Raw genomic sequence first — 21936 nt, forward strand, 5'->3', positions numbered from 1 at the left:
ACACGAGATGCCGGTGCCCCGCTCCGCGTGACATCGACGGTTGTGTGACGTGCGCCACCGGGGCCGGATGTCACAAAGCAGCGGGGACCGGCGTCTTGCGTGTGGACCGGTCGAGAGCGAACAGGCGGGAGTCAGCCATGAGCGAGAGCAACGGGCGAACAAACGGGCGAACAAGGGACACAGCCGAGCCGCTTGCCCGAGGTGAGCGGATGAACTCCGCCACCGAGGTGTTCATCGCCCACCGAAATCTGCTGTTCACCGTCGCCTACGAGATGCTCGGCTCGGCCGCCGACGCGGAGGACGTCCTGCAGGAGACCTGGTTGCGGTGGGCGGGCGTCGATCTCGACACCGTGCGCGAGCAGCGTGCGTTCCTGGTCCGGATCACCACGCGCCAGGCGCTGATGCGACTGCGTACGCTCCGCCGGCGCAAGGAGTCCTACGTCGGCCCCTGGTTGCCCGAGCCGCTGTTGACCGCCCCCGACGTGGCCGAGGACGTCGAACTGGCGGACAGCGTCTCGATGGCGATGCTGCTGGTGTTGGAGACCCTCGGCCCGACCGAGCGGGCGGTGTTCGTGCTGCGCGAGGTGTTCGACCTGGACTACGACGAGATCGTGGAAGCCGTCGACAAGACCCCGGCCACCGTCCGCCAGATCGCCCACCGCGCGCGGGCGCACGTCGCGGCGCGCCGACCGCGCGGGGGCGTTTCTCCGGCCGAGGCCCGAGACGCGTTCGACGCCTTCCAGCGGGCGGTCGAAACAGGCGATCTGCAACGGCTCCTCGACATCCTCGCGCCGGATGTCGTCTTGTTGGGCGACGGTGGCGGAGTCGTGCAGGCCGTGCTGTCGCCCGTCGTCGGGGCTGCCGAGGTGGCCTCCTTGGTCGCCGGTCTTGTCAGGTTCGGCGAGGCGGCGTCGCTGCGGTCCGCACAGGTCAATGGCCACCCGGCGCTGATTCTCCGGCTCAACGGTGAGATCGACACCGTCCTGGCGGTGCACATCGACGACGGCCTTGTCACCGGGCTCTACGCCGTGCGCAATCCTGAGAAGCTGTCACGGGTCGAGCGGGAGACCGCTGCGAGTCGCACAGTAGTCCGTGGTGGGTGAGCCAAGCGGACGGGGGCGGGCCGACGCCGGCAGCACGGGGACGCCGACGCCCTCCGGGAGGCGGTACGGCTGCAGGCAGCGGAACTGTGAGCAGGAACCGGATGCCCCGCCCCGGGACGGCCCGCTGGTCGGCTGCGACTCGCCGCGCACGTCCGGCACCACGCGCTCGTTGTGGTCGATGATCGACCCGACGGCTGTAGTGGTCAGTGGCAGGCACCGGAGGGAGGCACAGGTGGCAGAGCATCCGCTGATCGGCTATCTCGTCTGGGCCGCACTCTTCGCCGCCCTCTTCGTCTGGGAAGGCATCGGCCTGCTGCGACCGCACGACGGCTTCCCCACCCTCAGCGACGCCGTCAGGGCTGTCATGTACTACCCCGTCGGCCGCTGGGCACTGTTCGCGCTGTGGCTGTGGTTCGGCTGGCACACCTTCGTCCGCGGCTGGCACTTCCTGCTCCAGAACCCCTCCTGAAGGACCGGCCACCGTCAGGAGCCGACCATGCTTCCCGTATCCCTCAACATCACGCTCATGCTGACCGGCTACCTCCTGGTGATGGGTTATCTCGGGATCGGCCTGCTCACCATGCGCCGCCACCCCGGCAGGCCCTGGCCCCCGGCACGGCGGCTCGCTCCCACTCGGCACGGGAGGGGCTGGCTCGCCTTCACCCGCCAGGTCTTCGGCACCGCGCTGGGTGGCTATCTCACGCTGCTGGCTGTAGCGATCAGCTACTACCGAGGCGTCGCGCACCTGGGAACCGGCTTCCTGATGAGCGCGGTCACGGGCGCCGCACTGATGGCCGGCATCACCCTGCCTGCGTTCCTCCTCGCCTCCTGGATCGCCACACACCGCCGAAGCCAGGGCCCTGCGGGCTCTCGACGCCCACCGGGAGCGCGGAACCGGTCAACGGAACGGTGACGCCTCCGCCGCCCCCGGCGATACGAGGTCCACTGAAGGCAGGCGGAGCATGGCCGCGGTTGCGCTGATGGGTTCCCGGAGCCGCCCGAAGGAGACGTTCGGTCTGGGCCTGGCGGTGCTGCCTGCGGCCCCTACCCGAGTTCGGGGAAGTGGCTGACCTCGCATCCCGCGGCGGACTGGCGGCCCTGGACCGCGCGCAGCGCGGGCTGACCGGCGCGCGCAGGGCCTGGGTGGCGGCCTCCACCTGTCCGGCCATGGTGGCGTAGGCGGCCTCCATCCGGGCTTGCCCGTAGATGGCGTTCGCCGTGCTCGCGAGGTACTGGCAGTTGTTGCTCTCCGCGCCGGCGGTGGGGGCGCCGGTGAGGAGCGCCGCGGCGGTCGCGGCGGTGACCGCCGCGAGGGCGAGCGCACGGTGCGCGGGACGGCGGGCAGGGACCCCATCCCAGGTTCCCTTTGGGGAGGCACTGACCTCGGTTCACCCCTGCGACCGCACGACACAGCAGCGGGTAGCAGGCGCCTCCTCCCGACAACGTGCGGACCTCCCGACCTGGGGAGATGAGTAGGACCCTGTTATCGTGCGCCGATGTCAACGATCAAACAGTTCCAAGTGACCTTCGACTGCGCGGAGCCTGCGCGCCTCGCCGCCTTCTGGTGCGAGGTGCTGGGGTACGTCGTGCAGACGGTCCCGGAGGGCTTTGCCACGTGGGAGGAGTACCACCGCTCGCTGCCGCCCGAGGATGAGATCTACTTCGCGTGCACTGATCCCTCTGGTGTGGGCCCGCGCTTGCTTTTCCAGCGAGTTCCCGAAGGCAAGGTCGTCAAGAACCGGGTGCATCTCGATGTGAGGGCTGGCGCCGGGCTCGTGGGTGAGGAGCGCCTTGTCACACTCGAGGCCGAATGCGCACGGCTGATGGCGCTCGGCGCGAAGCACGTGCTGACGCAGCGCGCCGATGGCGTCAACGAGTCGTGCATCACGATGCAGGACATCGAGGGCAACGAGTTCTGCCTCGCCTGATTCTCCTCCGAGACTGCGAGGCATGATCAGTCCGGTGCCCAGGTAGCCGCCGTCCGCGATCGTCGTAGTGTTGCCGACTGCCCGCTTGGCACCGGACTCGACCAGGCCAGGCAGTCGTTGCGGTTCCCCGGCAGCGGCCGGCCGACCACCACGACCAGGCGGGTGTCGGCGTCGATGACCACCTGGTGGTTCGTCGAGTAGCGATAGTTCTTCGACTGCTCGGCGACCTGGTGGTCGCGGGTGGGTACCAGCGTCCCGTCCACGATCAGCACCGCGTCCTTGGCGAAGCGCCTGCGCGGGGCCAGCGCGAGCCTGGGGCCGAGGTGGTCGATGAGTTGGTGTGCCAGTACGCGGCCACCAGTAGCACCCGGTCCTCCAGGGACAGCTTCCACGGCCGACCACGGCCCGGCGCGTCGCCGCCCTCGCGGCGCAGCTGCCTCAGCAACTTGCCGAAGGCACGCGGGCTCAGTTCGGCGAACGGGGCTATCCAGGACGGCTCAGACGCCGTGATCACACCAGCCACAGCCGAGATCATCCCACCGCAAGATCACTTACGGGACAACCCTAGTTGTCAGCTCGCATATACAGGGATGCTCAAGCCGGAGCGGACGAAGGTCGATCAGCTCGCGCCGAAGCCATCGCTCTCCTGGCCTGTGGGTATGGGTGGGCAGTCGTGGAATGCGGAGGACACGGCCTTGTTCAGCACCGGGTCCGCGAGCAGGGGCCCGTCGTAGTCCTCCATGGTGACGAATACGAACTCAGTCCGGACTGCGTCCACCTCAGTCTCCACGGTGCATTGCCCGGGGAAGTCCTGCCCCCGGCGCCAGCCGCATCCCGCGGCGTCCAACGCGGCGGTGAACTGGGAGTACGTCACTTCCGACGGATAGCTGACCATCGTTTGCGCCCGTGCATCGGGAACTTCGATCTCCCCGTGCCACACCGGGATGATGACCTGTATCACCAGCCGACAGCTGCAGACGACCAACTGCAGATTGCCGTAGCCGAACCAGCGTGGCCAGCGGCATCCCTCGCTCACGGGGTCACCGATGAAGGGCTGCCCCAACGCCTCCACCAGCTCGGGCAGGGAGGCATGACAACCGACCGGCCCGATCTTGGCCGTCAGGCCGAACTCTGCCAATACCCGGGTCGCAGTCATGGCGAGGATTATGGCAGTAGATAGGCTGAACTGCGGAAACGGGTTGCGCCGGGTCGGTTTCGGCATAAGGTCGCCAGTGCGCTCGTTGCCTGGGTGGATCGGCGCGTTCCCTGCCCTGCCTCGCCGGACGCAGGGCTGACGTCCTGTTCGCGATGCTCCGAAACGGAACCTTCCACGAACCCGAACACGCTTCGACAGGTGAGAGTTCAGACCGCCCGGTCAGTCCGCCGGCCGAAGCCGCCGGCGAGCGGCCTCGAGCCTCTGGTCATAGTCAGGCGTGAACAGCTCAGGAAGCGCTTTGTCCAGCGTTCCGGCAATCCGATGGATCGGTGCCCAGACCACCGGATCGTCGACAACGCGGCTGAGATCCGTCATCTGCAGCTTCTCCAGCCAGTGCGACAGCACCAGTGCCTCGTCACTCGTGAGCTTGATCGTGACCTGGCTGTTCTCCATGCACACCCCTATGGCTCGTCCACGGCCTCGACCACACGAACCTACTGGTCTTCGACCTTGGCCAAACACATAGGGGCCCCTCTCGGAGCCATCGCCACCGCCGTTGCCTCCGCCTCTGCCGGCTGCTACCGCTTGGTGATGGACACGTCGCCCTGGAGGGACAGCGCGTCCCCGAAGCGTCCGAGGGTCAGATCCGACGGGGTCACGTCGAGGTGGACCGGGTCCACGTCGACGGGAATGGCCGGGAGGCTGCCCAGAGTGAACTCGATGCCGTGGAGCTCGTCGGCGACCAGTCGGCCGAGGGTGGACGAGAGGGCGTTGGCCACCCAGGAGGCGATGACGCTGACGATGTCGCCATGCGGATAGATCTTGAGGTCGAAGGAGCTCACACTGTCCGTCCTGGCCTTGAGCGTGGTTCCGGACATCGACAGGGTGAGCGTGATGGTGGGGTCGGGCTCCAGCCGCAGGTCGTAGAACACGTCGGTCGATCCGCCCCAGACCCAGTTGATGCCGGCGCTACCGCTGCCCGCTACGGCGGCGTGGACGCGCACAGTGGGGACGTCGGTGTCCACGACCTCGCACTGGACGTCGTGCACGGCGACGGTCGCCTTGTAGTAGCCGGTGCCGACCCCGAAGTCCTTCGAGTCGCCGGCGGGGAAGGTCTTCCCCTCGAGGTACGCGGTGGCCGCCTGGACGATCCGCTGGACCGTGTCCTTGCCGAGCAGGGCGAAGAACGGGCTCGTCGGCCAGGTCTCGGGGAACGGCGGCTGCGGGACGCCGTGCTCCACCAGGTTCATGGCGGCCACGGCCCGCTGCGGCTGGATGACGGGGACCGGCACGGACAGGTCCAGCAGCGGGATGTCCGGCTTGGGCAGCTTGATGCCCGAGAGGATCTGACGGGACCGGTCGAGGACGGCGGGCAGCACGACGTTGTCCAGAATGATCTTCTGGACCTTGCTGGTGTCACTGGCCACGGCCTTGAGGGGGTTCAGGGTGAGGAGGCCGGACGGGGACGTGGTGGCCTGGACGTCCACCGTCACGGTCACGTCCCCTTCCACCAGGTCGCCACCACCCGTGTCGACGGTGACGTGGACCTGGCGCAGGACGACCTGGAAGGTGCTCCCGTCCAGCGAGTTCCGCAGGGCGGTCGCGTACTCCGCCACCTCGTCCTCGGTGAACCGCCCGGCCCCGCCCTGGGCGAAGTGCGCGCGTAACTCCTCCTCGGAGTGGGTGACCGGGGTGAGGTCGAAGACGGGGGCGGTCTTGACGTTCCACGTCACCGTGACCTGGGTGCCTCCGGCGTCGTACGGCTGGGAACCGGTGAAGTACCGTGGGTACAGCTGGCTGTAGACCTCTTCGGCCGCCCTGTTCACGGTGCTGACATCGACTCCGACTGCAAGGTCGTAGCTCATGTTCCGACGCCCCCTGTCCGAGATGGTGATCACGGGCTTCGCCGAAGCGAAGCCCGGTATTCCGACGGGTCGCACGGCCGACGACGACCTTCCGTCGACGGCGGCCTCACATCATCGACCGGTAGCGCCGAATCCGGCAATACGGCCCCGCGTGGCACGGAGGCGAACATTTCCGGAAGCCCGTGAGGCCGGAACTGGCCTTCCTCTTCGGCGAGTTGGCCGCGTGGGATGTCACGGCACCCGTCGCGAACATGGCCAGTCATGGATGGCCCCGCCCCTGGTCACACCGAATGACACCCGGCATCCGCCCCGTTCCTGCGCCCCCGACGCGCCCCGCGCGGAGGGCGGCCGGATCGGAACCGCTCAAGCATTCCTTTGCGCCAGCGCACGGGAAGCCGTGGTGGCGGCCGTCGGGGTTGCCCTTTCATGGCGGCGTGAGCAACTCAAATTTCGATCTTGCTGTCGGAGTCGGTAAGGACGCGATCAACTCCGGTCTCCAGAAGGCCTACCAGCAGCACCGTGAAGCGTTCCGGGGCAGCGTCACCCCGGCTCCCATCGAGGGCACGACCTACACCTTCGCCTGGGACTTCCTGGACGCCCCTTCCCTCGTCCTCGCCCCGCCGGACAAGGACCTCTGGGCCAAGATGATCAAGGCCGACGGCGTCACGGTCCTCCCGGACTCCGGGGTACTGCAGTTCGTTGCCCAGAAGCTGCAGGCGGACTGCAAGGTGGGCGACACGGCCCTCCCCCGGGTCACCGGCAAGGTCACGGTGGCCCTGCAGCTGAAACTGGACGGCGGCGGCATCACGGTCGTCCCCCTGGGCGCCTGGCTGGAGAACCTCCCGGACGGCCCGACCAGCATCATCGTCAAGAACGTCGTGGTCCCCACCCTCCTCACGCAGGGCGCCACCTTCCTCAAGGGGCTGAAGATCCCGGCCCAGGACCTCTTCGGGCAGACGGTCACCCTGAACCTCGTCCGGCTGGACGTCATCCCGACGCACCTGGTCCTCGCGTCGGCGGCCAAGGTGAGCAAGCCGTCAGCGGTGGGCGCAGCCGGCGCCGACCCCGTGGACTGGCCGACGGACAAGCAGGTGTTCACGCTGATCAGCAAGGGTCTGCTGACCACGCTCCTCACGGCAGCGATCAAGCAGTACGAGAACAAGCAACTGGCCAAGGGCGACAAGACGGTCAAGTTCCTCGCCTCGGCCAAGTGGGACGCCACCTTCCGGCGGGCCACGAACCTGACGATCGGCAGCGACCCGACCACGGCCTCGGCCGGAGTCGACATCGACTGGCACGTCGAACTCGACCTCGTCCCCATCTCGCCGGACGGCAGCGGCGGCTGCGCCCTCACCAAGGCCGGCCACGAGTCGTGACCTGACGGGGCACGTCAGACCGATCAGGCCGACCAGACCCATCAGGCCGCCCCGGCGCACCCGATCGCACCGACCACTCAGGAGGAGCACCACCATGGCCGCCGTCGAATTCAATGTCACCTACGACCCGGACCCACCCGTCGTCACGGTCAAGGCCACCGGCCTCACGGCCACGGCCCTCACCGTGAAGGTGACGGACCTCGACCTCCGTCGAGTCACCTTCAAGCCCGAATCGGTCCTCGCCGCCCCACTCACGGGCCTCGTCAACGCCCTCGCCCTGGCGGCCCCGCCCATCGTCAAGGACAAGGTCAAGGGGCTGTCCCCCGACATCCCGCTCGGCAAGCCGATCGGCTGTGACATCCCGGTCGGCGGCGGGACCGTCCACGTGCGGCTGGCATCACCGGAGCTGGGATCCCACGACGGCATGCTCATGATCAGCGGGACCGCCGCCGTCTCCTGACCCGCCGTTGACCCGCCGTTGAGCCGCCGCTGACCCGCCCTGAACCCTCCCTTGACCAGCCCCTTCCGCCCACCGGTCCGACTCACCGCAGGAGACGTACGTGAGCACCCCGCACCCCGAAGCCCTGCCCCTCCACCTCGCGGACACCCCCGGCTACCCCCTCGCCCGCACCGTGGAGATGCCCGGCACGGTCGGCTACCCCACCGGTTCCCTCAGCATCCGCTTCGGCGCACTCCAAGTACAGGCCGAAGGACTGCCGGAGCCCGTCGCCGGGCAGGAGGACACCTACCGCATACCGGCGCTCGTCCTCACCGGCCGGTACGCGCTCGACGCCCGCCCCGACGAGATCCGCGACGTCGACACCGCCGGCAATCTGCGCCCGCTCTCCGAGGAGGCGCGGCAGCCCACCCTCCCCGCCGCGAGCCGCGCCGCCGCCCCGCACGACCCGCCGGACCCGGACACCCTGCAGAAGTGGCGCGACCGCGCCGACGCGCACCGCGACAAGCTGATGCAGAGCGAGAACGGCCAGCAGTTACTCATCACGTACGGGAAGCACAACGAGAGCTACTACGACGCCTTCGACGACCCGGACGACACCTACGGCCTGAGGCAGCTGTGGAAGGCCGAGGGCGTCACCCGGCGGATGTCCGAGCAGACCTACGACACCACGAACCCGGAATCGGTGCTGCCGGAATCAGGGCTGAGCGCCCAACCGGCGATCAACGACTGGCACGACTCCCAGACGGGCGTCGCCTACAACGCCCACGCGTTCAAGCAGCACAGCAACCTGGCCAACACCCTCGCCTACATGGCCGACGACGCGACGGACGAGGTGAAGAAGCAGCAGTACACAGACGCCGCGCTGGCATCCTTCGACTTCGCCAAAGTCGTCGGCACCACCGGCAACACGGGCAAGGACACCGAACCGATGTCCCAGTCCGCCGTCTACACCGCCATCGACGACCACACCGGCGAGCTCCCCACCACGACGGAGGAAGAGCTCGCACGTCACAAGGCACTGGCCGATGGGACGTACACCCTGACCGAAGAGGACGAACCCGAGGACTGGCTTCCGCTGTCGACCGAACAGCGCACCCACATCCGCGAGTTCGGGAAGAACGCCTACCGTCTCAAGGCGCAGCGCCGGCCCGCGGCGACCGACACCCTCCACCTGGGCGCCTGCTCCGCACGGCTGGAGGACATCCGCATCACCGTGGACCCCGCACGGGACGACGCCACCGTCACCCTGCCCTCCCTCGCGCTGAGCATCGAGGACGAGAGCTGGCAGGGGACGGTCGCAGAGGTGGCCAGGGAGCGGCTGCGCACCATGCTCTTCGTCCAGGAACTGCTCCGCGACGCGATCGCCGAGACCCTCCGGCACGCCGTCCTCACCCGGATCGCGGGCTACGCCCTTCCCCAGGTCGGACGGTCCTGATCCGTGCTGCTCCTCCACGACACGTCCACCGCTCCGCCCGAGGACGTCACCACCGGTATCTGGGCGGAGCTGCTGGCCGACGACCAGCCGCCCTTCGACGAGTTCCTCGCCGAGGCCCTCGCACCGCAGGAGGACTACCTCAGCGACACCGAGCGCGCCCTGTACCGGCACGGGAAGCGGCTGCGGCCCGCCGTCCTGCTGCTCGCCGCCAGGATGGTCCACGGTGGCGCCCCGTTGCCTCGCAAGGCCGTCCAAGGAGCCGTCTCCCTGGAAATGCTGCACGTGGCGACCCTGATTCACGACGACATCGTCGACGGCTCGGCCCTGCGCCGCGGGCTTCCGTCCGTCAACGCGGCGCGCGGTACGGAGACCGCTGTCCTGGTCGGCGACCTCCAGTTCGTCCAGGCGATCCGCGGCTTCGTCCGGGCCATCGACCGGGACCGTGACATGGCGCTGGTCGAGCTCGTCCTCGACACCGCGTTCCAGATCGGCTGCGGCGAACTGGACGAGCTGCGCACCGACATGAGCCTGGATACCGCACAGCTGGTCCAGCACTACCGGCGTACGGCCGACCGGAAGACCGCCGTCCTCTTCGGCCTCGCCGCCGAGGCCGGCGTCACCCTCGCCGGCGGGCGCAGCAGCGACGCCCGCCGGGCCGGCTTCTACGGGCGCCGGATCGGCAGAGCCCTCCAGATCATGGACGACCTGTTCGACCTGGCCCAGGACGAGGCCGACTCCGGCAAACCGCGCGGCATGGACCTGCTGCGGCGCCGGGCCTCCCTCCCCCTGGTCTACGCGATGGAGGAGCTGGGCCCCGACCACCGGGTCAGCCGTGTCCTGCGCGGGGAGCCCGTGGACGCCACCGGGCTGGAGCGGTGCGTCGCCGAGGTGCGCGCCAGCACGGCCTTCTCCCGCGCCTACGCCGACGCGCGCGCCCAGGCACTGGAGGCCATCGAGCTGCTGCGCCCCTTCCCGGCGAGCCGCTACCGGTACGCCTTGGAGGACCTGGCCCTGTACATCGTCGACCGGACGCCCTGAACGGGCGGTCCCAACACCGTTCCCCCTACCGCACACGACACCGCCCACAGCCGCAGGAGGAGCATCATCATGACCACGGACCTGGTCGACTTCGTCTACGCCACCATGCACAAGCGGATCAATAACCCGGACAGTTCGTACTGGCTGCCGAAGATCCTGGAGACGATCCGTACCCCGGATGGACGTCAGCTGTCGCCGCTGTCGGTGGACGCGTGGCCCCTGGGGGCGCTCGCCGGGGATCAGGGCGTGACCATCGGCGACACCATCGCCGACGCCTGGTGGATCTTCGTGAAGCGGGCCTTCAAGAAGGCGAAGGACGCCGGGGTTCCGGATCTGCCCGCCAACCTCGAAGCGTTCATCAGCCAGCGCAGCAACACGGACCAGTACCCCACGCTGGCGCTGAGCCAGGTCACCGTGGCCGGCCTGCCGAACGCCAAGGTGGGAGACCTGACCGGCCTCGCCCCCACGGAGAACGGATACCGCGGCATCGTCAGGGTCACGACCGCCGCCTACGACTCGCACGGCTACCAGCCACAGATCACGATCGACGGGCACTACCAGCTCGACCAGCACGTCATCGTCATCGACGCTCCCCGCACCCCTGGCCTCAAGCCGCCGACCCAGGTCTTACTCAAGGGCCTGGACGCGTACGGGGTGGACTGGCCGTCCCAGAAGATCGAGGGGCTCGGCCAGTTCCGCGTCACCGTGACCGGCCTCGTATTCGACGTGGGGCTGAACATCGAGGTGGCCGGGACCGGCAGCGGCCGCACGGCGAAGGTCACCGTGGAGTCGGTCGCCACCGTCGGCACCCCGGTCTTCACTCTCGACCAGGACCACCTCACGATCGAGGGCGACACGGTCTCCGACCTCAACAAGGAGATCTGGAAGCGGTCGGCCGTGACGGCCTTCAACAGCCCCGACGCCGCCAAGGCCCTCACCGCCAAACTCGCCGACGCCCTCAACGCGGACGACTTCCGCACCCAGTTCTCCGGCTCCGTCACGGGCCAGCTGGCGAAGGCGCTCGACAACGTCTTCGGCACGGGCGCGCTCCCGGCGGACACCGGCCGGCCACCGCAGGGTGACGGCCCCTTGGAGGTCTACCTCTTCGACCGGGTGCGGGCCTCGCTCAACGACACCGGATCCGGCTTCTACCCGCCGACCGTCGTCCGGTCCACCAGCGACCCGAAGCTCGATCCCCTGTCGATCGACACGATCGACCTCGGGGACCACCAGGTGATGGGCGTCTCCGTCAACTTCACCCTGAACGACGTCACGATCAACGGCATCGCCGACGTGCTCATCCCCGTCGAGGACGCCTCACTGGTGGCCGAGGGCGTCGACGCGACCTTGCGGTTCGGCCGGATCTCGCAGTCACCGATCACCATCACGGCCTCGGTCGTAGCGACCTTCAAGTCCGGCGATCACATCGACGGCACCATGAACACCACCGTGCGACACCCCTCCGCGGCCTTCGGCCTGTCCTTCTCCGGCCCGGACGCCGACGCCCTCACCGTCGAGGTGCGCTCGCTCACCGTCGATATCGACTCCGACGGTCTCGACATCAACGTCCATGTCGACGGGCTGCCCGACAAGGCGGTGCACGACATCCTCAACACCCGCGACATCAAGGGCGACTTCATCAAGGGCGTCCAGGACGGCGCCGTCCAGCGCAAGGACGACATCGCCAAGGCCCTGACGGACAACGCCCGCAAGGTGATCGCCGCGAAGCTGGCGGGCTGAGGGACTGACGGGCTGACCGCAGTGCGGGAGCGGGTACGGGCGCCGAGCCGTCCGCGTACGACCGCTCCCGCACTCCTCCCGCACACGTCCCGTACCAGCCCCTCCCGTACGACCGACCGCCCTCCCCCGCCACCGCCTGGAAGGCCCCCGCGCATGCAGTTCACCGAACTCCAAGCCCTGCTCGACCGGCACACCACCGGCGACACCCTCACCCTCGCGGCCGCCGACCTCGGCAGCGGGCCGGCCGCCGCACTGGTCGGCACCTGGCTCGACGACAAGACCCTCACGATCGCCGCGCTCCACCGCGAGGACCACCCGGAGACGAACACCATCATCGTGAACGGCGAACTCAGCGCTTTGGGCATAACCGACGCCCAGGTCACGGGCATGGAGTTCGGCCTGGACCCGGTCAATCACGACCCGACCCTTTTCCTCCCCCTCGCGACGCCCACGGGCTGGACACTGGCCACCTCCTTCCCCGACACCGAGAGCAGCGACCTGGCCGGCCTCACCTTCGACGCACCCCTGCCCGAGCTCCTGCTCACCTCCGTTTCCCGCCCCGCCCGCGGCGGCCGCCCCGCCATCGGCCGGGGCCTCACCCTCCACGCACCCGACGTCCGGGATCCGGAACCGCTCGGCGCCCTCGTCGCACTGGTCCGCGGCCGACAAAGCTCCCTCTCGCTGACCGGGCCCGTGCAGCGCCGCCCCGTCGGAGACCAGGTCGTTACGGAGATCGCGCTGCGCTCCGTGCCCGAACCCTCGGAGGAATTCGGCGGGGACTTCTACCTGTGGGCCGGCTCGCGCGGCGACGGCCCGTCGCCCACGTACGGGCTGCGCCTGGCCGGGGACCTCGTGCTGGCGAAGGGCATCGGCGTGACCGTCAGCGCGTCGGTCCCCGTGGCCGGGAACGAGATCGTGCTCGCTGTGGACGCGCTGCCGGGCGGCGATGTGGGGACGGGCGTCCTCGAAGGGTGGTACGGCACCGGTCCGGCGGTTCAGCAGCTGACCACTCAGGGGTTCACCCTCGGGGACGCCGTCCGGATCACCGAGCTCAGCGTCACCATCGACGTGACGAAGACCGGTCAGGGCCTGGCCAAGGCCCTGACCGCGGTCACCGTCAAGGCCGCGGCGAGGCCCGAGGTCGCCTGGCCGATCGCCGGGGACGACCTCGCCGTGACGGGCGTCAGCGCTCAGCTGACCGTCACCGCACCACTCCAGCCGAGCCGCTCCGCCACCGTCACCGGTTACGGGGACTTCACCGTGGCGGGCTCCGTCGCCCTGCACGCTTCGGCGGCGATCCCGCCCGGCCGCTTCGAACTCACCCTGTCCGAGGAAACGCCGGCGCAGCTCAAGGAGGTGCTCCACCACTTCCTCCCGAAGGCCGACCTCAACGGAGTGCCGGACCTGACGCTGAAGAAGTTCCACGGCACGGCCGTACCCACGCAGGGCGAATACGGGCTGTCGGCCGCCGTGACCACGGAGTGGCACATCGACATCGGTGCGTCCCGCCTGCAGCTCGACGAGGCGTCCTTGGATCTGGAGCGCAAGAAGGACGGGGCGGAGGCCGCGAAGACCACCGGCACCCTCGCCGCGAAGGCGAAGCTCGGCCCGGTCGGCGGCGACGGCAGCATCCTCTTCGACGCCGCCTGGCATCTCCCCGGCACCTTCGAACTCGGTGGCACCTTCCCCGAGACCGACCTGACAGCCCTCCTCGAAGCCCTCGCCTGCCGCATCGACGTACCCCTTCCCGACGGTCTGCCCAGGGTCGAGCTGCACGACTCCACAGTGAAGCTGCGCCTCGGCGGCGCCCAGGCGGGCGAGCCCGCCGACGGCAAGGGCTACGAGCTCGCGATCGCCGGCACGGTCGACTTCTCCGGCACCAAGGCACTGACTCTGGTCGGCAAGGCGGCCAAGGGCGGCTCCGGCACCCTCTTCGCCGCGGCCTTCTGGCAGAACGGCTGGACGTGGGCGCCGAACCAGGTCCAGGGATGGTCCGAGGTCCTGGGCATCCTCGGGGACATCACCTTCAGCAAGTCCGGCCTGGCCGTCTGCTCCGCCGACGGCGTCACCCTCGACGCGGGCTCTCCCCCGGACACGCTCCCGTCCACCCTGGACAAGGGCCTCACCTTCTTCACCGAGATCGGCTTCACCGGACCGCTGGAGCCGCTCAAGGCGCTGTTCGAGGGCGTCGCCACCGGCGTCCACCTGCAGGCGGTCCTTGCCTCACCGGTGCGGAACTCGGTGTTCCGGGCTTCGATCGCCGAGCAGAAACTGCGGCCCGGCTTCGGCGGACTCGACGTGGAGATCCAGCCGGCCCAGCTCAGGATCACGCTCAAGACCTCGTGGAACTTCACCGTTCCCGCGATGGGTTCGTCGCCGGAGACGCTCCTGCAGTTCGTGGCCGGGGGAACGGTGTCCAAGGAGGGCTTGTCCCTCTTCCTCACCCTCAAGCCCGCCGACCACGCCCTCGGGACGATCGCCGGGCAACTCGCCCCGGGGCAGTACGCCTTCGCGCTGGAGAAACCGGGCGGTACGGCCCTCTCAGCCGTGCCCGTCACCGGCGCGAACGGTCAGCTCGTGCATGACGCCACCCACCGCCTGACCGGGATCGCCGCCCCGCAGCCGGGCCCCGCCTGGAAGAACGCCTTCGGCATCGACGGCTTCGACATCGAGGCGTTCTGGGCCCAGATCGGCGGCGGGACGAGCGGCCTGACCCTGGGCATGGGCGGATCCATCCGGGTCGGCGATGCCGGCCTGGAGCTGGACATCGTCGGCGGCCTGGAACCGGAACCCTTCGTCACGGTCTTCCGGTTCTCCCTCACCACCCCCGACAAGGACAAGGGCGTCTCCCTGTGGGACATCCTGGCGATCGTCTTCTCCCCGCCGGAGGAGCTCGCCTTCCTGAAGAAGATCGTGCTGCACGAGCTGATGTTCTGCGCCGTGACGGTCCCCGGCGGCTGGACGAGCCCGCTGGGCGAGCACTGGGACCAGGGCTACTACGGCAAGGGCGACATCGACTTCCTCGGCAACAACTGGCGCTTCGAGGTGGGCGTCGGCAACGACGGCATCTACGCCAACAGTGTGATCGCCCAGCCCCTCACTATCGGAGACTGGTTCACCTTCTCGGACAAGGGCGGCACCAAAGGCCCCCAGTACCTCCTCGACACCCGGGGCATCAAGGACCACCACCTGCCGCAGAAGATCCTCTACCTCTCCGGAAAGATCGCCCTCCTCGGGCTCTCCGTCGCGGTCGAGGCCGAGCTCGGCGCCAAAGGCTTCGCCTTCACCCTCGAGGCCCACCTCCTTAACATCCTCACCTCGGAGATCAGCTGCATCCTCGACACGGCCGGCGGCCTGCATGCCGCCGCGTCCGTCGGCCTGGACTTCAGCGTCGACATCCCCCGGGGCGTCCTCCTCGGGGGCATCCCCATCGCCGGCGGAACCCTGGTCGGCATCAAGGCGCACGGCGGCTTCGACCTGAAGATCGACGGCACCGGCGCGAACCTGAGCCTCAACGCCGGCTGCGACGCGTATCTCGCGGGCGTCCACCTGGTCTCCTTCGGCCTGGACCTGACCTTCGGCATCCAGAAGTGGGACGACATCGTGCAATACCTCAAGGACAACCCGGAAAAGCTCTTCGAGAGCCTGGGCGAGGGCATCTGGGACGCGATGAAGGACTGCGCAACGACCAAGGCGGCGGAGCTCACCTAGGGGGTGGAGGGGGCGCGTCGGTCCGTCCCGGGCAGCACGGCGACGTAGTCGGGGCAAGAGGGCGGTTCACGATCCGGGCGCACCCGGGCACGCGGTGTGGGGTGGCTGATCCGGCAGGTACACCGCACGTTCCTGCGGGCTGAGGTCACGGCCGACGGCGCGGCATATCTTGCTGATCGCCGCGGTGGGGGTGGGCAGGGCGACATCCCACCGCCGCACGGTCTGGTCGGCGCTGCCTGTGATCAGAGTGCGCCCGTCCGGGCTGAACGCCATGGAGAACAAGGGGCCTGTGTGCCCGGACAGCGTGGCCAGCACGCCGCCGGTGTCCGTGTCCCACAGCCGCACCGTGTGGTCGTCGCTGCTGCCGGTGGCCAAGGTGCGCCCGTCCGGGCTGAACGCCACGGAGCCGCTCTGACCGGTGTACCGGGCCAGGGCTCCGAGGCTGTGACCTGTGACGGTGTCCCACAGCCGCACCGTCCGGTCTTTGACGCCGCCTGTAGCCAGGGCGCGGCCGTCAGGGCTGAACACCACCGAGGCGGCTTGACCGGCGTGCCCGGGGAAGCTCCTTCGGCTGCGGCCGGTTCGCGTGTCCCAGAGACGCACCGTGCCGTCGTCGCCGCCGGTGGCCAGGGTGTGCCCGTCCGGGGCGAATGCCACCGAGGCGACCACAGCGGTGCCTACGACCAGTTTTCTTCGCAGGCGTCCGGTGGCCGTGTCCCACAGCCGCAGGCCGTCGTTGCCGGCGGTGGCCAAGGTACGGCCGTCCGGGGCGAACGCCACCGAGCGCGTTCCTTCGCTCTGCTCGTCAAGCATTCCGCGGAGTCGTCCGGTGGCTGTGTCCCACAGCTCCACTCCGAATCTGTTGCTGCCGGTGGCCAGGGTGCGGCCGTCCGGGGCAAATGCCATCGAGGCCGTCTCTTTGGTGTGTTCGGCCAGGCTCGCGCGGAGGCGGCCGGCAGCCATGTCCCACAACCGTACTGGCCGAACACCGGAGCTGCCGGTGGCCAGGGTGCGGCCGTCCGGGCCGAATACCATCGAGTCCGCTTTCTCGATGTGTCCGGAAAGCAGGGTCCGGGACTGGCCGGCTGTCATGTCCCACAGCCGCAGGCCGTCGTCGCTGGCGGTGGCCAGGGTGCGCCCGTCCGGGGCGAACGCCATGGAGGACACGCCGTGGGCATGGCCGGGCAGGCTTCTTCGGAGACGTCCGGTACTGATGTCCCACAGCCGCACCATCCCGTCGTCACCGCCGCCGGCCAACGTGCTGCCGTCCGGGGCGAACGCCACCGAGCGCGTCCCTCCGCTCTGCTCGGCGAACTTGCCGCGGAGACGTCCGGTGCCGGTGTCCCACAGCATGACAGTGCCGTCCGCACCGTCGCTGGCCACGAGACGGCCGTCCGGGCTGAACACCGCCGTGGCCCCTTCGCCACTGGCGCGCCCTGGGAAGCTCCTTTGGCTGCGGCCTGCTTCCGTGTCCCACAGCCGCACCGTGCCGTCATCGCCGCGGGTGGCCAAGGTGCGCCCGTCCGGGGCGAATGCCACCGCGCGTGTCCCTCCGCTCTGCTCGGCGAACTTCCCGCGGAGGCGTCCGGTGCCGGTGTCCCACAGCCGCACGATGCCGTCGTCACTGCCGGTGGCCAGCGTGCTTCCGTCCGGGGTGAACGCCACCGAGTACACGGTTACGGTGGGGCCGGAGCCCGCGGTGCCCAAGGACTCGGGGAAATCGATGGAATTCGTGTGGGGACTTCCCGTGGTCGCGTTCCACAGCTGCACTCCGCCGCTGAGGCCGACGGTGGCCAGGGTGCGCCCGTCCGGGCTGAACGCCACGGAGACCGTCGCCTCGCTGTACTTGACCCGCCTTCCGGGCAGGCGCCCGGTGCTGATGTCCCACAACTGCAGTCCGTCGTCACTGCCGGTGGCCAGCGTGCCCCCATCCGGAGCGAATGCGACCGACACCGCGGACCCCGTGAGTCCCATGAGTCTGCGCTGCAGTGGCACGGCGGAGGCGGCATAGAGGCTTTCCAAGGCCTGGGTTGTCGGGTCGGTGCGGTAGGCCTGGACCGCCAGCAGGGAGGCCAGGTCGGGGTTGGTGCCGATGAGGGCAGCGGACTGTGCGGCAAGCTGCCGGGACAGCGCGACGTGCCGGGCGGCATCGGCGGCCCTGCGCTGCTGGTCGCTGGTCCGGGTCTGCCGCCATGCGATCAGACTCGCGGTGACCGCGAGGACCAGCAGTACGGACAGCGTCGCGGTGAGGGCGCTCAGGCGCCGGGCGGCGCGGACAGCCGCGTCCTGTTCTTGATCGCGCGCGGCAACGCTGGCGGTGAGGAAGGCATGCTCGAGGTCGGTGAGGCCTGCAGTCCGCCCGGAGCCGAACTGTTCTTGGGCGGTGATCAGGCGGCTGCCCCGGTACAGAGCTCCCGCATCGCGCCCCAGTTGCTCCCAGGCCTGGGCCGCCTCCGTCAGCTTCCGGTGGCCTCGCAGGCGTTCGCGGTCCTCCTCGATCCAGCCGCGCAGCCGCGGCCAGGCGGTGAGGAAGGCTTCGTGGGCGATCTCGACGATGGTGTCGTCGAGGGTGAGCAGGCGTGCTCGGGCGAGAGCCTCCAGGACCTGGGCGGCCTCTCGCCGGCTGGGGGCCTCGAGCTCCTCCCGTCGTGCGGGCCTGCGGGTGTCGGGAGTGCCCTCGCCGGGGGCGACCAGACGCAGCAGCATATGTCGGGCCGCGACCGCCTGCTCTTGGGTGAACCGGGCGTAGACGTCCTCGGCGGTTTTGGCGACGGCACCCTCCAGGCCGCCGGCCGCCTCGTAACCGGCCACGGTCAGCAATTTGCCGCGCCGTCGCCGCCAGGTCTCCAGCAGCACGTGCGACAACAGCGGCAGCCCGCCCGGGGCGTCGGCGACCTCTTCGACGAGGCGGGAGGTCAGGGCCCGCTCGACGGTCAGCCCTTCGGCCGCAGCCGGTCCGATGATGGTGTCGCGCAGTTCCGATGGGGTCATCGGGCCGACCAGAAGGTTGGCGTCACGCAGCGCCTCAGCCAGATCACGGTGTTCGGCGCAACGGCCGTAGAAATCGGCGCGCACCGCGATGAGGACCCTCAACCGGCTCTCGGGCCGTCGGCCCGCCAGGAGCAGGTCCAGGAAACGGGCACGTTCGGCCAGGTCGTGACAGAGGGTGAAGACTTCCTCGAACTGGTCGACGATCACCAACGTGTCCGCCGGGCCGCTGTCGGTGTCGCTGGGGGTGAGGAGAGCAGCGTGGGTGCGGGCCGGCCGCTCCCCGGGAGTAAGGATCCGGATGGCGGCCGGGCGCAGGCCGCCGAACCGTTGAGTGTTCTGGAGGGCGGGGATCAGTCCGGCGCGCAGCAGGGAGGATTTGCCGCTGCCCGACGGGCCGAACATCGCGGCCACCCGCCGTCGGCTCAGCAGTTCGAGGAGGTCGGCGGTGAGTCGGTCACGGCCGAAGAACAGGCCGCGGTCCCCGGTCTCGAACCTGGCCAGCCCCCGGTACGGCGGCTCTCCACCCTCCCCGTCCTCCTCTGTGGAGGTGGCGATCTCCTCCACTGCCTGCTTCCACCGCAGCTCCCACTCCGCCGCATCGCCCCCGCACGCCGCTGCGTAGGCCAGCGCCACGGGAAGCGTCGGCAGCTGTTCGCCCGCCGCTGCCTGCGACAACGTGGTGATCGAATACCCGGCCCGCTTCGCCAGGTCCCGATAGGTGGTGCCACCCGCCTCGGCTCGCAGCCTGCGCAACTCGAACGCGAACCGCTGCACCGGACCCGCTTCCGGATCCACCGGCACCTCGCGTCGCCCCGCCACAACGCCTCCCCTCGCCGCTCGCCCCGCAGCAGACCGGGGCGGCCACGCTACGCACCGCGACGTGCCTCGCACAGGGGCGCGTTCGGTCATTGTTCGGGCGCCGGACCAGCCCTGCCGAACAATGCGTCGGCTGCTGAACTCGGTGATGCGAGCGGCGGATGACCGCTCCAGGGGAACCGCAAAGGGAGAAGCATGCGTATTCGTCACGTTCTCGCGACCGCTGCCGTGGGCACCGCCCTCGCGCTCGGCGGCCTCGCTGCGCCGGCACAGGCTCAGACGGTAACTGCCACCGCTCCGGCTGCGCCCTCGTCCGCAGCAGGTGTCCTCTCGTATTGGTGGGACACCGGCGAGACCTTCAATCGGAAGGTAGCCTGCGACGGGCGCGGCCAGCAGTGGAAGGACGCCAACCCGAATCTGGTCGAGAGGTGGAAGTGCGACTGGTACGGCAGGTCCTACCACCTGCTGCTGCTGGTCAAGGACTAGCAGGGTGGCCCCGTAGCGAAAGGGGGGTGGCTGACCACCGTGGTCGGCCGCCCCCCGGTCTCAGCGGGTAACTGGCAGGCCGGCAACTTGGGCGCAGGGCCCGCATCAGGAAGCAGTGGATTGACCCCAGAGGCGGGTCAGGGGGTGTCCGTTCGCACCGTGGTGACTGCCACGGTGGCGTAGCGCATCGTGAAGCTGCCGCCTGCCGCGTCGATGACGGCGCCGACGCCGGCCAGCACTCCCTCCAGCTGGGCCTGCGGAAGTCGGGTGAAGGCGCCCTGGGTGGGTAGCTGATCCAGCCACTCGTCCCGTGTATAGGGCCGTTCCCAGTCGAATCGCCACTGCTCGGGGTCGGCGAACCCAGCCACCTCCCGTATCCCATCAGCTGCCTTGGTGCACAGTGCCGTGTACCCGTCCACGGCCGGCACCGCCCATTGGCGTGCGGCGAGAGAGTCGGGCATCACTCGGCGGTAGACCTCGGCGAAGGCTTCCGCTACTTCGGGCAAGGGCTGGCCCGCGTTCCAGAAGAGGGCCAGCAGACCGCGTGGACGCAGAGCCTGTGCCGCCTTGGCAGCTCCAGCGACCGGGTCGACCCAGTGCCAGGTCTGTCCGGAAACGACGGCATCGAACCTTCGTCCTGCCGGATCCCAGGCCTCGAACGCCGCGACCTCGACGTCGAGTCCGCGCCGGTGTGCCAGGTCGGCCATCCGAGCGTCGACGTCGACACCCAGCACCCGGCATCCGGCGGCCTCGAACTGCCGGGCCACGATGCCAGTGCCACAGCCGACATCCAGGACATCACGGCCGGGGCCGGCGGCAACGATCCGGTCCACCAGCGCTTGGGGGTAGCCGGGCCGAGCCCGGTCGTAGCGTTCGGCGTCCGAGCCGAACGACTCCGCTAACTGCCGGTTCTCATGGGACGCGTGTGCTGAGCGAGGAGCTCGCTCCGGAGGTAGAGTGGGCATGTGCCCACTATCAGTGGGCACATGCCCACTCGTCAATCCGAACGGGCCGGTCGAGAAAACAAGGAGTTGCACGATGCCCACGGGAGTAGCCCTCCGCGACGTGCGCGGCCAACTGTTCGACGCCGCCGAGCGCGTCCTGCTCCGGGACGGACCGAGCGCGCTCACCAGCCGGGCGGTCACCACGGAGGCAGGCTGCGCCAAGGGCGTCCTGCACCGACACTTCGCCGATTTCGACGTCTTCCTCGCCGAGCTCGTACTGGACCGCATCGCCCGTATCGACGACCAGGCCGCCGCCCTGCGCGAGTCCGCCGGAACCGGCACGGTCGCCCACAACCTCACCCAGGTATTGCTGGATCTCTTCGAGTCGGTTGCGGTGGCTGTCGTCAGCCTCGTCACCTCGCGGGACGGCCTGCGCGCGCGACTGCGCGAGGTCAGGCCCGCCGGCGTCCCGATCCTGACCGATGCCGCGACCGCGATCGCCTCCTACCTCACTGCCGAGCGTGAACTCGGCCGCATCCGTGCGGATGCTGACGTCGGCACACTCGCTCCCACTCTCGTCGGAGCCGCGCACATGCTGTTCGCCGACCGACAAGGCATCCCGCCAGAGGCCGGAGACGTCGGCAAAGTCGTCACCGCAGTCATTGCCGGCGTTGAGCAAGAACCGCTGCGGTGAACGGCCCCGCAGCAGGCGCATACCCAAGGTTCGGACACCGGCGCGCAGAAGAGACGGCCTTCACGTAGTCGCCCCGGACCGTCGTCGTGTGCATGAGCCTGAAGAGAGCGACCGGACAACCACCGGACGAGCCGGAACCACCCGGCCCGGAGCTGGAGTGCGAGGTACGGTACGGCCGACCGTGGCAGGGGGG

17 protein-coding genes and 1 pseudogene are annotated in these 21936 nt (G+C 69.4%); 12 read left to right on the forward strand and 6 right to left on the reverse strand.

Annotated elements, in window-relative coordinates; all coding sequences use genetic code 11:
• Positions 1–209 precede the first annotated feature (209 nt).
• From ACIG36_RS14745 to ACIG36_RS14760, 4 genes are all read left to right on the forward strand, one after another.
• Complete coding sequence (locus ACIG36_RS14745; RefSeq protein ID WP_399926765.1) at positions 210–1103, forward strand: RNA polymerase sigma-70 factor; 894 nt, start codon at positions 210–212, stop codon at positions 1101–1103.
• A gap of 232 nt (positions 1104–1335) precedes the next feature.
• Positions 1336–1572 (forward strand): DUF6186 family protein, encoded by a 237-nt coding sequence (locus tag ACIG36_RS14750; protein WP_399926767.1) that lies wholly within the window; start codon positions 1336–1338, stop codon positions 1570–1572.
• Between the two features lie 27 nt (positions 1573–1599).
• A complete protein-coding gene (locus ACIG36_RS14755; protein WP_399926769.1) occupies positions 1600–2016 on the forward strand; it encodes a DUF6256 family protein in 417 nt (138 codons plus the stop codon).
• A gap of 583 nt (positions 2017–2599) precedes the next feature.
• Entirely contained in the window at positions 2600–3031 is a 432-nt protein-coding gene (locus ACIG36_RS14760; protein WP_399927610.1) for a VOC family protein, read from the forward strand.
• On the opposite strand, the pseudogene ACIG36_RS14765 reads toward ACIG36_RS14760, so the two are convergent.
• The 4 genes and pseudogenes from ACIG36_RS14765 to ACIG36_RS14780 form a co-directional block, all read right to left on the reverse strand.
• Positions 3014–3554: pseudogene (locus ACIG36_RS14765) on the reverse strand (transposase); the annotation flags it as partial. The gene ACIG36_RS14760 and the pseudogene ACIG36_RS14765 overlap by 18 nt on opposite strands.
• A gap of 96 nt (positions 3555–3650) precedes the next feature.
• Positions 3651–4187, reverse strand: coding sequence for a hypothetical protein (locus tag ACIG36_RS14770; RefSeq protein WP_399926771.1), 537 nt, complete (start codon positions 4185–4187; stop codon positions 3651–3653).
• Positions 4188–4406: 219 nt separating this feature from the next.
• On the reverse strand, positions 4407–4640 hold the full coding sequence (locus ACIG36_RS14775; RefSeq protein WP_399926773.1) for a hypothetical protein: 234 nt from the start codon (positions 4638–4640) through the stop codon (positions 4407–4409).
• A gap of 125 nt (positions 4641–4765) precedes the next feature.
• Complete coding sequence (locus tag ACIG36_RS14780) at positions 4766–6052, reverse strand: hypothetical protein (RefSeq protein ID WP_399926774.1); 1287 nt, start codon at positions 6050–6052, stop codon at positions 4766–4768.
• A 434-nt stretch (positions 6053–6486) separates the two neighbouring features.
• Between ACIG36_RS14780 and ACIG36_RS14785 the strand changes: the two genes are divergently transcribed.
• From ACIG36_RS14785 to ACIG36_RS14810, 6 genes are all read left to right on the forward strand, one after another.
• The gene (locus tag ACIG36_RS14785) at positions 6487–7428 is read left to right on the forward strand and encodes a hypothetical protein (protein WP_399926776.1); all 942 of its coding nucleotides are present in this window, start codon (positions 6487–6489) and stop codon (positions 7426–7428) included.
• 94 nt (positions 7429–7522) lie between these two features.
• Positions 7523–7888 carry a hypothetical protein gene (locus ACIG36_RS14790; protein WP_399926778.1) on the forward strand — a complete coding sequence of 122 codons (366 nt, stop codon included), beginning with the start codon at positions 7523–7525 and terminating at the stop codon, positions 7886–7888.
• 100 nt (positions 7889–7988) lie between these two features.
• Positions 7989–9323: a hypothetical protein gene (locus tag ACIG36_RS14795; RefSeq protein ID WP_399926780.1), complete on the forward strand. Its 1335-nt coding sequence runs from the start codon at positions 7989–7991 to the stop codon at positions 9321–9323.
• A gap of 3 nt (positions 9324–9326) precedes the next feature.
• Positions 9327–10361: a polyprenyl synthetase family protein gene (locus ACIG36_RS14800; RefSeq protein WP_399926782.1), complete on the forward strand. Its 1035-nt coding sequence runs from the start codon at positions 9327–9329 to the stop codon at positions 10359–10361.
• A 69-nt stretch (positions 10362–10430) separates the two neighbouring features.
• The gene (locus ACIG36_RS14805; RefSeq protein ID WP_399926784.1) at positions 10431–12101 is read left to right on the forward strand and encodes a hypothetical protein; all 1671 of its coding nucleotides are present in this window, start codon (positions 10431–10433) and stop codon (positions 12099–12101) included.
• 153 nt (positions 12102–12254) lie between these two features.
• Positions 12255–15812 carry a hypothetical protein gene (locus ACIG36_RS14810; protein WP_399926786.1) on the forward strand — a complete coding sequence of 1186 codons (3558 nt, stop codon included), beginning with the start codon at positions 12255–12257 and terminating at the stop codon, positions 15810–15812.
• A 66-nt stretch (positions 15813–15878) separates the two neighbouring features.
• Here ACIG36_RS14810 and ACIG36_RS14815 read toward each other — a convergent pair whose 3' ends face one another.
• Positions 15879–19622: a helix-turn-helix domain-containing protein gene (locus tag ACIG36_RS14815; RefSeq protein ID WP_399926788.1), complete on the reverse strand. Its 3744-nt coding sequence runs from the start codon at positions 19620–19622 to the stop codon at positions 15879–15881.
• A gap of 192 nt (positions 19623–19814) precedes the next feature.
• Between ACIG36_RS14815 and ACIG36_RS14820 the strand changes: the two genes are divergently transcribed.
• Positions 19815–20105 (forward strand): hypothetical protein, encoded by a 291-nt coding sequence (locus ACIG36_RS14820; protein ID WP_399926790.1) that lies wholly within the window; start codon positions 19815–19817, stop codon positions 20103–20105.
• 137 nt (positions 20106–20242) lie between these two features.
• Here ACIG36_RS14820 and ACIG36_RS14825 read toward each other — a convergent pair whose 3' ends face one another.
• A complete protein-coding gene (locus ACIG36_RS14825) occupies positions 20243–21070 on the reverse strand; it encodes a class I SAM-dependent methyltransferase (RefSeq protein ID WP_399926792.1) in 828 nt (275 codons plus the stop codon).
• A gap of 73 nt (positions 21071–21143) precedes the next feature.
• On the opposite strand from ACIG36_RS14825, the gene ACIG36_RS14830 reads away from it, so the two are divergent.
• Positions 21144–21743, forward strand: coding sequence for a TetR/AcrR family transcriptional regulator (locus ACIG36_RS14830; RefSeq protein WP_399926794.1), 600 nt, complete (start codon positions 21144–21146; stop codon positions 21741–21743).
• The last annotated feature ends 193 nt before the right edge of the window (positions 21744–21936 follow it).

The organism is Streptomyces sp. NPDC053048, assembly GCF_044547045.1.
Taxonomy (GTDB): Bacteria; Actinomycetota; Actinomycetes; order Streptomycetales; family Streptomycetaceae; genus Streptomyces.